Source organism: Halorubrum sp. Ea8 (assembly GCF_002252925.1).
In the GTDB taxonomy this organism is placed as follows: Archaea; Halobacteriota; Halobacteria; order Halobacteriales; family Haloferacaceae; genus Halorubrum.
Map to the genome: position 1 here is coordinate 30,977 of NZ_NHPF01000079.1, position 13,166 is coordinate 44,142.

General features: G+C 69.6%; 14 protein-coding genes. 7 read left to right on the plus strand and 7 right to left on the minus strand.

Translation table 11 applies throughout. From position 1 onward, the window contains the following. The first annotated feature begins 75 nt into the window (after positions 1–75). The 5 genes from DJ74_RS08505 to DJ74_RS08525 are packed head-to-tail and all read left to right on the plus strand — an operon-like array spanning position 76 to position 6,030. The gene (locus DJ74_RS08505; RefSeq protein WP_094524285.1) at positions 76–1,710 is read left to right on the plus strand and encodes an ABC transporter substrate-binding protein; all 1,635 of its coding nucleotides are present in this window, start codon (positions 76–78) and stop codon (positions 1,708–1,710) included. A 27-nt stretch (positions 1,711–1,737) separates the two neighbouring features. Further along, positions 1,738–2,730 carry an ABC transporter permease gene (locus tag DJ74_RS08510; protein WP_094524286.1) on the plus strand — a complete coding sequence of 331 codons (993 nt, stop codon included), beginning with the start codon at positions 1,738–1,740 and terminating at the stop codon, positions 2,728–2,730. Further along, the gene (locus tag DJ74_RS08515; RefSeq protein ID WP_094526966.1) at positions 2,730–3,749 is read left to right on the plus strand and encodes an ABC transporter permease; all 1,020 of its coding nucleotides are present in this window, start codon (positions 2,730–2,732) and stop codon (positions 3,747–3,749) included. The genes DJ74_RS08510 and DJ74_RS08515 overlap by 1 nt, the downstream gene beginning before the upstream one ends. Next, positions 3,746–4,957, plus strand: coding sequence for an ABC transporter ATP-binding protein (locus tag DJ74_RS08520; RefSeq protein ID WP_094524288.1), 1,212 nt, complete (start codon positions 3,746–3,748; stop codon positions 4,955–4,957). Before DJ74_RS08515 ends, DJ74_RS08520 begins: the two co-directional genes overlap by 4 nt. Beyond that, the gene (locus tag DJ74_RS08525; protein ID WP_094524289.1) at positions 4,954–6,030 is read left to right on the plus strand and encodes an ABC transporter ATP-binding protein; all 1,077 of its coding nucleotides are present in this window, start codon (positions 4,954–4,956) and stop codon (positions 6,028–6,030) included. Before DJ74_RS08520 ends, DJ74_RS08525 begins: the two co-directional genes overlap by 4 nt. Before the next feature lie 140 nt (positions 6,031–6,170). On the opposite strand, the gene DJ74_RS08530 is transcribed toward DJ74_RS08525, so the two are convergent. The 3 genes from DJ74_RS08530 to npdG all read right to left on the minus strand — a co-directional run bounded on the left by DJ74_RS08530 (position 6,171) and on the right by npdG (position 8,168). Further along, positions 6,171–6,527 carry a YbjQ family protein gene (locus tag DJ74_RS08530; protein WP_094524290.1) on the minus strand — a complete coding sequence of 119 codons (357 nt, stop codon included), beginning with the start codon at positions 6,525–6,527 and terminating at the stop codon, positions 6,171–6,173. 72 nt (positions 6,528–6,599) lie between these two features. Then, positions 6,600–7,442, minus strand: a complete 843-nt coding sequence (locus DJ74_RS08535; RefSeq protein ID WP_094524291.1) for a polyprenyl synthetase family protein — start codon at positions 7,440–7,442, stop codon at positions 6,600–6,602. Positions 7,443–7,499: 57 nt separating this feature from the next. Then, entirely contained in the window at positions 7,500–8,168 is a 669-nt protein-coding gene (gene npdG / locus DJ74_RS08540; protein WP_094524292.1) for an NADPH-dependent F420 reductase, read from the minus strand. Between the two features lie 121 nt (positions 8,169–8,289). On the opposite strand from npdG, the gene DJ74_RS08545 reads away from it, so the two are divergent. Further along, on the plus strand, positions 8,290–8,595 hold the full coding sequence (locus DJ74_RS08545; protein ID WP_094524293.1) for a MazG nucleotide pyrophosphohydrolase domain-containing protein: 306 nt from the start codon (positions 8,290–8,292) through the stop codon (positions 8,593–8,595). Between the two features lie 48 nt (positions 8,596–8,643). Next, the gene (locus DJ74_RS19135; protein ID WP_158217282.1) at positions 8,644–8,814 is read left to right on the plus strand and encodes a hypothetical protein; all 171 of its coding nucleotides are present in this window, start codon (positions 8,644–8,646) and stop codon (positions 8,812–8,814) included. 30 nt (positions 8,815–8,844) lie between these two features. Here DJ74_RS19135 and DJ74_RS08550 read toward each other — a convergent pair whose 3' ends face one another. From DJ74_RS08550 to DJ74_RS08565, 4 genes are all read right to left on the minus strand, one after another. Continuing rightward, positions 8,845–10,605 (minus strand): globin-coupled sensor protein, encoded by a 1,761-nt coding sequence (locus tag DJ74_RS08550; RefSeq protein WP_254922153.1) that lies wholly within the window; start codon positions 10,603–10,605, stop codon positions 8,845–8,847. 188 nt (positions 10,606–10,793) lie between these two features. Next, positions 10,794–11,591 (minus strand): DUF3179 domain-containing (seleno)protein, encoded by a 798-nt coding sequence (locus tag DJ74_RS08555; RefSeq protein ID WP_094526967.1) that lies wholly within the window; start codon positions 11,589–11,591, stop codon positions 10,794–10,796. Positions 11,592–11,660: 69 nt separating this feature from the next. Next, entirely contained in the window at positions 11,661–12,365 is a 705-nt protein-coding gene (locus DJ74_RS08560) for a cytochrome c biogenesis CcdA family protein (RefSeq protein ID WP_094526968.1), read from the minus strand. After that, complete coding sequence (locus DJ74_RS08565) at positions 12,362–12,850, minus strand: TlpA disulfide reductase family protein (protein WP_094524296.1); 489 nt, start codon at positions 12,848–12,850, stop codon at positions 12,362–12,364. The genes DJ74_RS08560 and DJ74_RS08565 overlap by 4 nt, the downstream gene beginning before the upstream one ends. Between the last annotated feature and the right edge of the window lie 316 nt (positions 12,851–13,166).

Here is a 13,166-nt window from a genome sequence, read left to right on the forward strand (position 1 = left end):
AAACCGCGCGACGTGACGGCTGACGGGTGCGTTCGCGTCGTTAGGTTCATAACGTTGCCTCGTATGTGGTATGCTATGCGTTCTGACAACGACGATCGGATCAACAGGCGGACGATGCTCACGTACGCCGGCACCGCGGCCGCGGTCGGCCTCGCCGGCTGCTCCGGGAACGGCGGCGACGGCTCGGACGGTTCGGACGGGTCCGACGGCGACGACGGCACGGACGGCTCGGACGGTTCGGACGGGTCCGACGGCGACGACGGCGGCGACGAGGCCTTCGAACTCGGCGTCACCATGGGCCAGATGGACTCCGGGCTCGACCCGCAGGACCACGCGGAGACGAACACGGAGATCATCGTCGGGCAGGTGTACGAGGGCCTGCTCGACCGCGACAAGGAGGGCGGGATCATCGAAGGACTCGCCACCGACTGGGAGCGCACCGAGGACGGCAGCGTCCGGTTCGTGCTCCGCGACACCTCCTTCCACAACGGCGACCCGGTCACCTCCGAGGACGTCAGGTTCAGCATCCGGCGGATCGTCGACGACGACGTCGGTATCGCCAGCCCGCAGAAGAACGACCTCGGTTCGGTCAGCGAGGTCGTCGCCGGCGACGGCGAGGTGACCGTGAGCTTCGAGGGCTTCAACCCGATCGCCTTCCAGCTGTTCGCGACGAACGGCGAGATCGTGCAGCAGTCGTGGATCGAGGAGAACGACGGCAACTTCATCAACCGGAACACGAACGGCACCGGCCCGTTCGTCGTCACGGAGTACGACTCCGGCAACGAGGTCGCCTACGAGCCGAACGACGACTACTGGGGCGGCGACGTCCCGGTCGACGCGCTCACGATGAGCGCCTCCAGCGAGTCGAGCACGCGCGTGAACCGCCTCCTCGCGGAGGAGACGGACATCGTGACGAACGTGCCGCCGCAGGAGGTCTCGCGCGTCGAGAGCTCCGACGTCGCCGGGATCAACTCCGTGCCGAGCGCCCGGATCATCTTCCTGCAGATGCGCTACGACGTCGAGCCGTTCTCCAGCCAGCAGTTCCGGCAGGCGATGAACCACGCGGTCGACGTCGAGAGCATCATCGAGAACGTCCTCAACGGCTTCGGGAACATCACCGGCCAGCCCACCCTCGAGGGCCACGTCGGTCACAACCCCGACATCGAGCCGTACCCGTACGACCCCGAGGAGGCGGAGCGGCTGGTCGACGAGTCCGGCCACGCCGGCGTCGAGATCACGCTGCAGACGCCCATCGGGCGCTACCTCGGCGACGTCGAGATCGCGCAGGCCGCGGCGAACCAGATCGACTCGCTGTCGAACGTCTCCTGTAGCCTCGAACAGCGCGAGTTCTCCTCGCTCGTCCAGGACATCACGACGGGGAACATCGAGGACAAGCCGCACTTCAACCTTCTCGGCTGGGGGAACGGCGAGTTCGACGGGAGCCAGACCATCACGCCGCTCATGACCACGGAGGGCGCGCTCACGATCCTCGAAAACGAGGAGCTCGACCAGCTCATGGTCGACGCGGAGAGCACCGAGGACCCCGACGAGCGCGTCGAGATCCTCCAGGAGGCGAACCAGCTCGCCCACGACCTCGCCCCGTGGGTGTTCCTCCACCAGCAGTTCAGCGTCTACGGCGTCTCCAGCGACATCTCGTGGGAGCCGCGAGCCGACGAGTTCATCGACCCCGACACGGCCACCCAACAGTAACGCCAGACGACCGCCCCGAACTCATCAATGTCATTTGGGAGATTCGTACTCAAAAGAAGCCTCCAGGGACTCGGCGTCGTCTGGGGGGTCGTCACCGTCGTGTTCGCGCTCCGCTTCGTCACCCCCGGGAGCGCGATCAACGCCGTCGCACCGCTCGACGCGAGCCAGGAGACGCGACAGGCGATCGCCGCCGAGCTCGGCTTAGACCAGCCGCTCTACGTCCAGTACGGACAGTACATCTTCGACCTCCTCCGCGGCGACATGGGGTTCTCGTACATCCGCGGGCAGGAGGTCGTCGGGCTCGTGTTCGCGCGGCTGCCGGCGACGGTCGAGCTCGCGCTCGCCGCGAGCGTCGTCGCCATCGCCCTGTCGATCCCGCTCGGCGTGCTCAGCGCGACCCGGCGCAACCAGCCGGTCGACTACGGCGCGACGCTGTTCTCGCTCGGCGGGATCAGCACGCCGAACTTCTGGCTGGGAATCATGCTCATCTTGGTCTTCGCGGTTGAGTTCGACGTGTTCAACACCAGCGGTCGCGGCGTCGACGTCGGCGACGTGGCGGTGTCGATCGTCGGATCGGACCCGTTCGTCGGGACGCTGCTCGCGTGGCTCGCGTACATCACTCTCCCCGCGATCGCCTTAGGGACGTACTTCATGGCGCTGATCACGCGGCTCACCCGCTCCGGAATGTTAGACGAGCTCGGTAAGGGGTACGTGCAGGCCGCGCGGGCGAAGGGACTCCCGAACACGCTGGTCCGCTACAAACACGCGCTCCGGAACACGCTCATCCCGGTGATCACGGTGCTCGGCCTCCAGCTCGGCACGCTGATCGGCGGCGCGGTCATCACCGAGGCGGTGTTCTCGTGGCCGGGGCTCGGCACCCTCGTCATCGACAGCATCAACCGCCGCGACTGGCCGGTGTTACAGGGGAGTCTCATCGTCATCGGCACCAGCTTCGTCCTCGTGAACGTCCTCGTCGACGCCGTCTACGCGTATCTCGACCCCCAAGTGGTGAACGACTGATGGTTTCCGCACGTGTCATCCGAAATCTCAAGAAGGAGTTCAGGAACAGCGCGCTCGCGAAGATCGGCCTGCTGCTCGTGGTCGGTATCCTGTTTACCGCCGCGTTCGCGCCCTTCATCGCGCCGCACGACCCGACCGAACAGCAGCTCGACCAGAGCGAGCTCCCGCCGCTCGGCTTCAGCGAGACCACCGAGCGGACGACCTCGCAGATGGTCGAGGGGGAGATCCAGACCGTGACCGAGACCGTCGAGATCACCCCCGACGCGGCGCACCCGCTCGGCACCGACAGCCTCGGGCGAGACATGCTCTCGCGGATCATCTACGGCGCCCGGACGTCGCTGGTCGTCGGCGTGCTCGGGACGCTTCTGGCGGCGTTCGTCGGCGTCCCGGTGGGGCTGTTCGCGGGCTATCACCGCGGGAACGTCGACGACGTCCTGATGCGGATCGCCGACGTCAGCCTCGCGTTCCCGTCGCTCGTGTTGGCCGTCGCGCTCATCGGGCTGTGGGGACGGGCGGCGGTCAACATCCCCGACCCGTTCGTCGTCGCCGGCCTCGCGCCGGAGATGCCGGAGAGCTTCGTGCTCCCGATAACCGTGGTTATCGTCGTCGGGCTCGTCAACTGGGTGTGGTTCGCCCGCGTCGCCCGCGGGGAGGCGCTCTCCCTGCGGAGTCAGGAGTACGTCAAGGCGTCCCGGGCGCTCGGAGCCGACGACACCTCGATCATCTGGAACCACGTCCTCCCGAACGCGATCACGCCGATCATCGTCCTCGCGACGGTGCAGGTGGCGGCGATCATCCTCCTGGAGAGCTCCCTGTCGTTCCTCGGCTTCTCGGGGACGACGCTCTCGTGGGGCTTCGACATCGCGCAGGGGCGCGACTATATCTCGTCGGGCCAGTGGTGGATCGCGTCGCTGCCCGGGCTCGCGATCATGCTCTCCGTGATCGGCATCAACCTCCTCGGCGACTGGCTCCGCGACTCGCTCGACCCGGGCATCGAGGGCGAAGGGGGTGCCGCATGAGCCAGGGCGTGCGGCCAGACCCCGCGCTGCGGAGCGACGACGTGCTCTCGGTGTCGGACCTCTCGACCCGCTTCTTCACCGAGGAGGGGCAGATCAACGCGGTCGAGTCGGTCTCGTTCGATCTCCGCGACAACGAGATTCTCGGGATCGTCGGCGAGTCGGGCTCCGGGAAGTCGGTGACCGCGCTGTCGCTCATCGACCTCGTCGAGTCGCCCGGTCGGATCACCGATGGAGAGGTGTGGTACCGGAACCCCGACCTCGCGGAGGAGTTCCGGGCGAGCGACGCGGTCGGCGTCGACGGCGACCACGTCGACCTCCGGACCGTCCCGCCGCGCGTCCGGCGGTCGCTCCGCGGCCCGTCGTTCAGCACCATCTTCCAGGACCCGATGAGCAGCTTCAACCCCTCGATCACCGTCGGCGAGCAGATCGCCGAGGCGGTGGAGGTACAGCGGCGCGCGAAGGCGAACCCGCGATCGACCCGCTCGCGGACCCAGGGGTACGGGCTCGGCCAGTACCTCCTCGACGGTATCGTCCCCGGCCGCGGCTACACCAGCGACGAGAGCGTCGACCGGGCGATCGAGCTGCTCGAACAGGTCGGGATCCCCGACCCGGCGGAACGCGTCGACGAGTACCCCGGCGAGTTCTCCGGCGGGATGCTCCAGCGCGCGATGATCGCGCAGGCGCTGGCCGGCGAGCCCGACGTGCTCATCGCCGACGAGCCGACGACCGCGCTCGATGTCACGATCCAGGCGCAGATCCTCAACCTCCTGCGGGAGGTCCAGGCGGACCGCGGGATGAGCATCGTGCTCATCACGCACGACCTCGGCGTCATCGCGGAGATGTGCGACCGGGTCTGCGTGATGTACGCTGGCGAGGTGGTGGAGCGCGGGACGCTCGACGCGGTGTTCGACGACTCGGTCCACCCGTACACCGAGGGGCTGCTCGGATCGATCCCGGACCTTGAGGACCCGCGCCCGCGGCTCCAACCGATCGAGGGGAACGTCCCCGGACTGGTCGATTCCGAGATGGACGACCGGTGTTACTTCGCCGACCGCTGTCCGAAGGCGATGGAGTCCTGTCTGGAGAAGCCCGCGGAGCGCGTGGTCGACGCCGAGGCCGAACACGGGGCGAAGTGCGTCCTCGCGGACCGCCCGTACGACCCGAGCGAGGCGCTTCCGGAGGACCACTTCGGGGGTGACGCGGAATGAGCGACGCCGAGGGGCCCGCCGACGCCGCCGACCCCCTCCTCTCCGTCGAGGGGCTCCGGAAGTACTACGCGGACGAGCAGTCGCTCCTCGACCGGCTGCTCGGCGCCGACGAGGAGAGCGTGAAGGCCGTCGACGGCGTCTCCTTCGAGGTCGCCGAGGGCGAGACGCTCGGGCTCGTCGGCGAGTCCGGCTGCGGCAAGTCGACGACGGGCGAGACCGTGCTTCGCCTGCGCGAGGCCACCGACGGCCGGATCTCGTTCGACGGGGCGGACCTGCTGGAGATGACCGACGCGGAGCTGACGGCGTTCCGCAGGCGCGCGCAGATCGTCTTCCAGGACCCGTTCTCCAGCCTCGACCCGCGCATGACCGCTGGCGACATCGTCACCGAGGGGCTCCGGATCCACGGGATCGCCGATCAGGGGGAGCGGCGCGAGACCGCCCGCGACCTGCTCGAACGCGTCGGCCTGTCGGCCGACCAGATCGACCGCTACCCGCACGAGTTCTCGGGCGGCCAGCGCCAGCGGATCGGGATCGCACGGGCGCTCGCGGTCGACCCGGAGTTCATCGTGCTCGACGAGCCCGTCTCGGCGCTCGACGTCTCGGTGCAGGCGCAGATCCTCAACCTCCTCGACGACCTCCAGGACGACTTCGGTCTCACCTACCTCTTCATCGCGCACAACCTCAGCGTGGTCCGGCACATCTGCGACCGCGTCGCCGTGATGTACCTCGGCGAGATCGTCGAGACCGGGCCGGTCGACGAGATCTTCGCGGACCCGGCGCACCCGTACACGGAGGCGCTGCTGTCCAGCGTCCCCCGGGTGACGACCGACGAGCGGGACGGCGACTTCGAGACGCTCCACGGCGACGTGCCGTCGCCGCGGAACCCGCCCGCGGGCTGTCATTTCCACACCCGCTGTCCAGAGGCGCGGGCGGCCTGCCGCGAGTCGTCGCCGCCGGCGTACGACGTCGGCGCTCGGCGCTCGGCGACGTGCTTCCGCGCCGACGAGGACCACTCCTACTGGGAGAGCGAGCCGATCGAGGAGAACGCCCGGACCGCGGGCGACGACGACTGAGCGGACCCGACCCGGCCGCGGGGCTCGGCGGTCGCGTCGCGACACAGGGAGGCTCGCCGGGGACCGCCCACGTCGAACGAAGTTCGATTCAGACCGAAACCCGACTTCGGAGCGCAGTCGCTCGTTCGACGAACGACCGCTCAGGCGAGCCTGACGGCCGTCCCGTACGCGATCACTTCCGAGGCGCCCTGCGTCACCTCCGACGTCTCCATCCGGACGTTCACGACGGCGTCGGCGCCCATCTCGATCGCGTCCGCCTCCATCCGCTCGATCGCTTGATCCCGGGCGTCCGCGAGCAGCGTCGAGTAGGCCTTGAGCTCACCGCCGGCGAGGTTCCGGATCCCCTGCGTGATGTCTCGGCCCACGTTCCGCGCTCGCACGGTGTTGCCGCGGGCGATACCCAGCACCTCCGCGATCTCGCGGCCGGCGACGGTTTCGGTGGTGACGGTCGCGACGAGCGACTGCTCCGGGTCGGACGAGACTACTGTCGAAGACATAATCGCCCCGTATACGTCGTCTGAGGAGATAAACCGACGGTGACGCGTGCGGCCTCGTCGCGTGGTCGCCGTCTACCGCTCCCGCACGACGACGAACTCCGCGAGGTCGCGGAGGTACTCGATCGCCTCCGTCTCGGGCGGGTCGGCGTCGTCGAGCGCGGCCAGGGCGAGCTCCGACTGCTCGCGGGCCCGCTCGTCGATCTCCTCGGGGGACAGCGAGGTGACCTGCACCACCGAGGGCCGGTCCATCTCCGCGTCCTGTCCCGTCGGCTTGCCGAGCTCGTCGGCGTCGGCGGTCGCGTCGAGCACGTCGTCGCGCATCTGGAACGCGATGCCGACGCGCTCGGCGTACTCGCCGAACGAGTCGATCGCGTGGGGGTCGGCGCCGCCGGCGACCGCGCCGAGCTCGGCGGCGGCCCGGAACAGCGCGCCGGTCTTCCGACGGGCGAGCTCCATGTACTCCGCCTCCGTCGTCGGGCGGTCGGCGAGCTCGGTCGCCTCGCCCTCGCCGAGCTCGACCATCGCCTCGGCGACGGTCCGCATCGCGCGCGGCTCCGCGGAGAACAGCCCGAACGCCTCGCCCAGCAGGCCGTCGCTGGCGACGATCGCCGGGCCGTATCCGAACTCCGCCCACGCGGAGGGGGTGCCGCGTCGGACCTCCGAGCGGTCGATGATGTCGTCGATCACGAGCGACGCGTTGTGGACGAACTCGATTCCGGCCGCGAAGTCGACGGCGTCCTCGGGGTCCCCGTCGAACGCCTCGCAGGCGAGGATCGTCACCGCCGGGCGGACCCGCTTGCCGCCGGCGAGGACGACGTGGCCGACCTCGTCGGACAGCTCGTCGGGCTCGACCTCGTCGATGACGGCCTCCAGCCGGTCCTCGACCAGCGCGACCCGGCGCTCCAGGTACTCCATCTATTGCCCGGACGGGCCGGCCGCGCAAAGGCCTAACGGAACGGCGGCCGCGGGCGACTACGTGAATCGAACGCCGAGGTCGTGGAGCCCGTCGTTGTTGCTCGCGACGTTGATAAGCAACGGGGTGAGCCCCTCGATCTCGGGCGCGTTGGCGATCCCGCCGGCGTCGAGCGCGCGGAGTCCCTCGATTCCCTCCGCGACGTCCGCGACCGTTCGCTTCGCGTCCTCGTCGTCGCCGATCACGAGCGTGTCGATCCCGAGGTCGGCGTCGAGGTTCGCGAGCCGGGCGGCCGCGAGGTTGTGGAACGCGCCGACGACGGCGACGCCCTCCGGCGCGGCGTCCGCCGCGATCCGCGCCACCGAGCCCGCGCCGGGCTTGTGGTAGTGGAACCCCTCGTCGTCGCGTTTCATCCCCGTCGCCGGCGAGACGAGGACGTCGCCGTCGTCCAGCTCGTCCGCGACGGCCTCGACCGTGTCGCCGATGTGGTACGGCGGCACGGCGAGGACGACGATCGCGGCCGCGGCGGCGGCCGCCGCGTTCTCGGCGCCCTCGACCGCCGCGTCGAGGCCGCGGCTCTCCAGTTCGGTGGTGTACTCCTCGGCCTTGGTCTCCGCCTTCTCCGCCTCCCGCGAGCCGATCGAGACGCGGTGAGGGGTGTCGGCCGCCAGCCGGAGCGCGAGCCCCTCGCCGATGTCGCCGGTACCGCCGAGTATCGCGATCTTCATACGGTCTGTGGGGCCGCTCGCGTCTTATGGGTTCCGTGACCGGCCGTCCTCGCCACCGTTCGGATCGGGGACCGCCGTTCGGATCGGGAGCTTCTTTTCCGGCCGCGCAGAGGCGACGCTCATGGACGAGCAGGACCGCGTCGCCGCGTTCGTCGCCGAGCACGGGCTGGAGACCGACCTCGCGTACCGCGTCCTCGACTTGGAGAGCGAGGTCGGCGAGGTCGCGAAGGAGGTCGCGACCTCGACCGACTACGGGAGCGACCCGGACGCCGCCGCGATCGCGAGCGACGAGCTCGGCGACGCGCTGTTCGCGCTGCTGGCGCTCGCCGAGACCGCCGACGTCGACGCCGGCGACGCGCTCGCCGAGTCGCTGGCGAAGTACGAGCGACGGCTCGACGCGTCCGCCGACGCGGGGTCCGGTCGGTAGGGGCGGACTCGGGCGTCGGTTCAAGTGGGCCGGCCCCCTACCACCGTCATGGCCGACACTCCGTCGCTCGCGCTCCGCTACGTCGCCTGCGACGCCTGCGAGACGGTGTTCGCGCTGCCCGACGACCCCGAAGAGCCGGACGCCTGCGGGCGGTGCGGCGCCTCACCGCTCCGCGAGCTTCGGGGCGTCCGGGGGCCGGACGCTTACTTCGCGCCTTGATCCCGGCTCACATCGGGTCGCGTCAGCGGCTCACAGCAGGTCGTCCACGTCTGCTTCGCCGTCCGCGATCGCCCGCAGTTCCTCGTCGGAGAGCCGCTCGATCACGAAGTCGGGCATTCCCTCGGGGAGCCCCGCCGGGGTCGACCGCCCGCCGTCGGTCCCCATCGCGACCGCCCCGTCGCCCCCGTCGTCGTCGGCGCTCCCGACTCCCCCGACGTCGTCGCCCGTACCCAACCGGCGCACGGCGCGTTCCACCTCCTCGACCGTCTCGGCCTGACGCTCGCTCTCGGCCGCCAGCTCCCGCATCTCGTCGGAGACGCGGTTCGACTGCCGGACCACCTCGTCGACCGTGGCGGCGATTTCCTCGGCGGCGGCGGCCTGCTCGTCGGTCACGTCCGAGACCTCGTCGATGCCGTCCGCCGTCTCCGTCACCGCCTCGGCGATGGCGGCGAGGCTCTCCGTCGCGTCGCCGACTCGCTCGCTCCCGTCGTCGACCCGCTCGGTCGTCTCCGAGAGGCTCCCGACGGTGTCCTCGGTGTCGGTCCGGATCCCGTCGACCATCGATTCGATGTCGCTCGCGTGTCGCTGCGACTCCTCCGCGAGCGACTTGATCTCGTCGGCGACGACACCGAAGCCGGCGCCGGCGTCGCCCGCGCGGGCCGCCTCGATCGAGGCGTTCAACGCGAGCAGGTTGGTCTGGTCGGCGATCCCGTTGATCGCGTCGACGAACTCGTCGATCTCCTCGACGCGGTCTTGGAGCGATTCGACGTCGTCGGCCACCTCGTCGACGGCGGCGCCGATGTCGTCCATGGCCGCCGCGGCGTCGTCGGCCGCCGCGCGCCCGTCGTCCGCCAGCGACTCCGCTCGGCCGCTCGTCCGTTCGACCTCGTCGGCGGTCGATGCCACCTCCTCGACCGTCGCCGAGAGGTTCGACACCTCCGAGGAGATCTCAGCCACCCGCTGCGACTGCTCTTCGGAGGCGTCGTCGACCGCGGCGGCGCTGTCGGCGGCGTCCGACGCCGACTCCCGGAGGTCGCCCAGCGGCTCCCGGACCTCGTCTTCCACCTCGGCCATCAGGCGCTCGTTCCGCTCGATCTCCCTCGAGAGCCTCTCGTTGTACGAGTGGATGTACGTGTCCGTGACGACCTGCATGTCGAGGTTGACGATCCGGAGGACGGAGAGGAGGTCCTCGATCGCGTCGTCGACTTCCGCTTCTATCGCCGCCTCGGTCTCGGCGTCGACGGCCCCGCCGTCAGCGTCGTCCGGTGCGCTCGGCGTCACCCCGTCCGCCCCGCCCGACAGCCGGTCCGTGAGCGAGTCGACGAGCCGGTCGCCGATGAGCGGGAGAATGAGGTCGTAGTACACGCCGTACTGGCCGAGGTAGTGTTTCATCGGCATCTCCAGCACGTCGTGGATCTTCCCGATCCGCGCCCGGTCCTCGAAGTACTCCTCACCGTAGTCGCCGCCCGCGAGCGTCACGAGGTACGCCGACTGCGTCCGCTTGAGCTGGTCGATCCCCTTATCCGAGCGGCCGATGACGTCGACGGTCTGCTCGTGACCGGTGAGATTCTCGTAGAAGTCTTCCGCGATCCGATCGGCGTTCTCCGCGAACGCCTCCTCGTACCGGCTCAGCCGGCGTTTGTCGTCCTCGTCGAAGCCGACGAACTCCTTGCGCCACCGGATCTCCTCGGCGTCGAGCCCGATGTCGTCCACCAGCGCCGCGGCGTCCACACCGGCGCTCAGTTCGCCCCGTCCGAAGTCTCCGCTCCCGTACTCGCCGGACTTACTCATACCGTCGCCCGCACGTCGGTGGAATATAACGTTGTGCGTCCGTTTTTCAGGACTGATACGTTTCGAGGGCAACGACCGGACCGCGGAGAGAGGAAGGCGATAATAAACAATCTCGCCCCGGATTCTCGCGGTCTGAGACCGCCTCGGTTCGCCCCGGCAGACGTCGACGTGGCCCCGGACGCGGCGACTCAGCTATCGACGGTCTCCGAGTGCGGCGGCGGCAGGAGAACGTCGGTCCCCGGGTGCTCGCTCCGCCACTCGCCCCAAGTGGTCACCGTCGACGGAACGATCGGCAGCCGGTCGCCCGCCTCGGGACCGCAGATGGCCTCCCCGAGGATCTGGCTCCAGTAGCTCAGCGTCGCCTCGTCGTACATCACGAGGTTGCCACCTCGGGCTAGGTCGGTCTCCCCGCCCGTCCGTCCGGCACCGAACGTCCGGTTGTCCCGTTCGCTCGCGGCCTGCCGGATGGACTCGGGCTGCCAGAGCAGGCCGGAAACCAGGAACGTGGTCGGGTCGCCGTCGAGTCGCCGGTCGGCGACGAGGCCGCTGCGGCAGATCGGACAGTACGTGACGATCACCGGTCGACGCTCACCGCTATCGGTCCGCCCGAACGCGTCGTTGACGATCTCGTGAATGTAGAGGACCGCCAACGGGTACGCCCGCGTTCCGTCGGGGCCCTCCAGCCCGATGACCGTCTGTTCGGCGCTGAGCGTCGTCGCATCGTCGAAGCGATACTCGGGGGCCGGGGTTATCTCGTCCCAGTCGGGACCGAAGGCCGGGTCGGTGATGGCGGCGATACCGGGATCGGCTCTGATCTCCTCCTCGCAGATCGTAGACGGAATGCCGTATTCGGCCATCGCACTCGCGTTTCGGTCGGGGCCATCGTCGGTCGGCGTCTCGGACTGTTCGCTATCGACGGCACCGCCGCACCCGGCGAAGCCACTCATCCCCAGCCCGAGCGCCGAGAGGAGCGAACGGCGGTCCATGGCGGCCTCAGGAACCGCGTGCGCAAAACTCATACGCCGACGTGTTCCGCCGCCGCACCACCGCCGCGCTCAGCCGAGACCGAGCAGCGACAGCCCGCCGTACCGGAAAAAGAAGAGGTAGAGCTGGGCCAGTCCGGCGAGTGCCAGCAACGCCCCGGTGAGCCGTTCGAACCGGTTGCCACTGTCGGCGAGCCGCGTGACGAGCCGGTCGTAGCCGAGCGCGGTCGCTCCCGTGACGGCGACCATCAGGAGGACCATTCCGGTCGCGTAGGCGGCGAAGACGGTGATCGCGCCCACGGGACCGGCACTGAACGCGACGCCGGCGAGGCCGACGAACACGGGCGCGGTACACCCCGCGGCCGCCGCCGCGTAGACGACGCCGAACAGCAGGAAGCCGCTCTTGGACCGACGACGGGCCGGCAGTCGGATATGCACCGCGGAGACGCCGTACCGGCCGGTCGCGACGGCGCCTCCGAGGGCGACCAGTCCGGCGCCCACCACCAGCTCTAGGGCGGCGAGGTTCGACAGCGGTTCCGTCCCGACAACGGCCACGAGGAGGGCCAATGCGGCGTAGACGACGAGCATGCCGCTGCTGGTGAGGGCGGCCACGAGCCCCGCCCGTCGGAGCTGAACCCCCGCCGGTGCGTCGCCCGCCGCGTCGCCGAGGTAGAACGCGATGTAGCCGGGCAACAGCGGGTAGGCACACGGGGCGAAAAACGTCGCCACACCGGCCGAAAACGCGAACCCCAGACGAAGCGGCGCCAACTGACTCATGCGCCGGCGTCGTCAAGGGCGTCGGCGATGGTGTCAGCGGCTGCCAACCCGCTGTGGCGCCAGACCTCCGCGTTCTCGGTATCGAGCGCGATCAACGTCGGGATCCGTGTCACGTCGTATCGCTCGGACACGCGCAGGTCCGGATCCGTCGCGACCGGCCAGGTCCCCTCGTTGTCGCGCCAGAACCGCTCTACGGCCGCCTCGTCCGCCTCGTTCGTTATCGAGAGCATGTGGACCGCGGGATACTCCCGCTCGATGCGACGGAGTTCGGTCATCTGCGGCTCGCAGGGCGCACACCACGTCGCCCAGAAGTCGAGCAATACCACGTCGTCGACCGGGGCGACCCGAACCGAGCCGCCCGGCGAACCCGCGACGGCCAAGGTGTCGAGCGCTGAGGTCTCGTCCGCGGACGTACCGATGCATCCGGCTATCCCCGTCGCGGCAGCAGCGAGTCCCCCGGCGAGGAATCTGCGACGGGACGGCATACCGACCAGCACGATATCGCGCTAATTAGTTTTTCGCCGGTCGTGGCCCGTCGATACACAGCAGTGGCTCTCTCGGCGTCGTTACCACTCCGGTTCGGTCCCGCCGTCCGCTCTCGCGCTCGTGGCCGCGAGCTCCGCGAACTTCGCGTCGACCGGCGCCGGCTTCGACGTCGAGCGAGCGCTCGAACAGTGACCCCGACGCGGTCATCGGATTACACGACGCGGTTTCCGCCGACGAGTCGCGGTCACTCGCGCTCGCCCACCCCCAGCGCCGCGAGGTCGACGTTATCGGCGACGAGGTCGGCGGCGCGGTCGT

Bases quoted from the DNA above. Each gene is read 5' to 3' on its own strand.
- DJ74_RS08535 (WP_094524291.1), bottom strand. From the start codon at position 7,442: ATGGAGTACCTGGAGCGCCGGGTCGCGCTGGTCGAGGACCGGCTGGAG.
- DJ74_RS08560 (WP_094526968.1), bottom strand. From the start codon at position 12,365: ATGAGTCAGTTGGCGCCGCTTCGTCTGGGGTTCGCGTTTTCGGCCGGT.
- npdG (WP_094524292.1), bottom strand. From the start codon at position 8,168: ATGAAGATCGCGATACTCGGCGGTACCGGCGACATCGGCGAGGGGCTC.
- DJ74_RS08530 (WP_094524290.1), bottom strand. From the start codon at position 6,527: ATGTCTTCGACAGTAGTCTCGTCCGACCCGGAGCAGTCGCTCGTCGCG.
- DJ74_RS08520 (WP_094524288.1), top strand. From the start codon at position 3,746: ATGAGCCAGGGCGTGCGGCCAGACCCCGCGCTGCGGAGCGACGACGTG.
- DJ74_RS19135 (WP_158217282.1), top strand. From the start codon at position 8,644: ATGGCCGACACTCCGTCGCTCGCGCTCCGCTACGTCGCCTGCGACGCC.
- DJ74_RS08545 (WP_094524293.1), top strand. From the start codon at position 8,290: ATGGACGAGCAGGACCGCGTCGCCGCGTTCGTCGCCGAGCACGGGCTG.
- DJ74_RS08510 (WP_094524286.1), top strand. From the start codon at position 1,738: ATGTCATTTGGGAGATTCGTACTCAAAAGAAGCCTCCAGGGACTCGGC.
- DJ74_RS08505 (WP_094524285.1), top strand. From the start codon at position 76: ATGCGTTCTGACAACGACGATCGGATCAACAGGCGGACGATGCTCACG.
- DJ74_RS08525 (WP_094524289.1), top strand. From the start codon at position 4,954: ATGAGCGACGCCGAGGGGCCCGCCGACGCCGCCGACCCCCTCCTCTCC.
- DJ74_RS08550 (WP_254922153.1), bottom strand. From the start codon at position 10,605: ATGAGTAAGTCCGGCGAGTACGGGAGCGGAGACTTCGGACGGGGCGAA.
- DJ74_RS08565 (WP_094524296.1), bottom strand. From the start codon at position 12,850: ATGCCGTCCCGTCGCAGATTCCTCGCCGGGGGACTCGCTGCTGCCGCG.
- DJ74_RS08515 (WP_094526966.1), top strand. From the start codon at position 2,730: ATGGTTTCCGCACGTGTCATCCGAAATCTCAAGAAGGAGTTCAGGAAC.
- DJ74_RS08555 (WP_094526967.1), bottom strand. From the start codon at position 11,591: ATGGACCGCCGTTCGCTCCTCTCGGCGCTCGGGCTGGGGATGAGTGGC.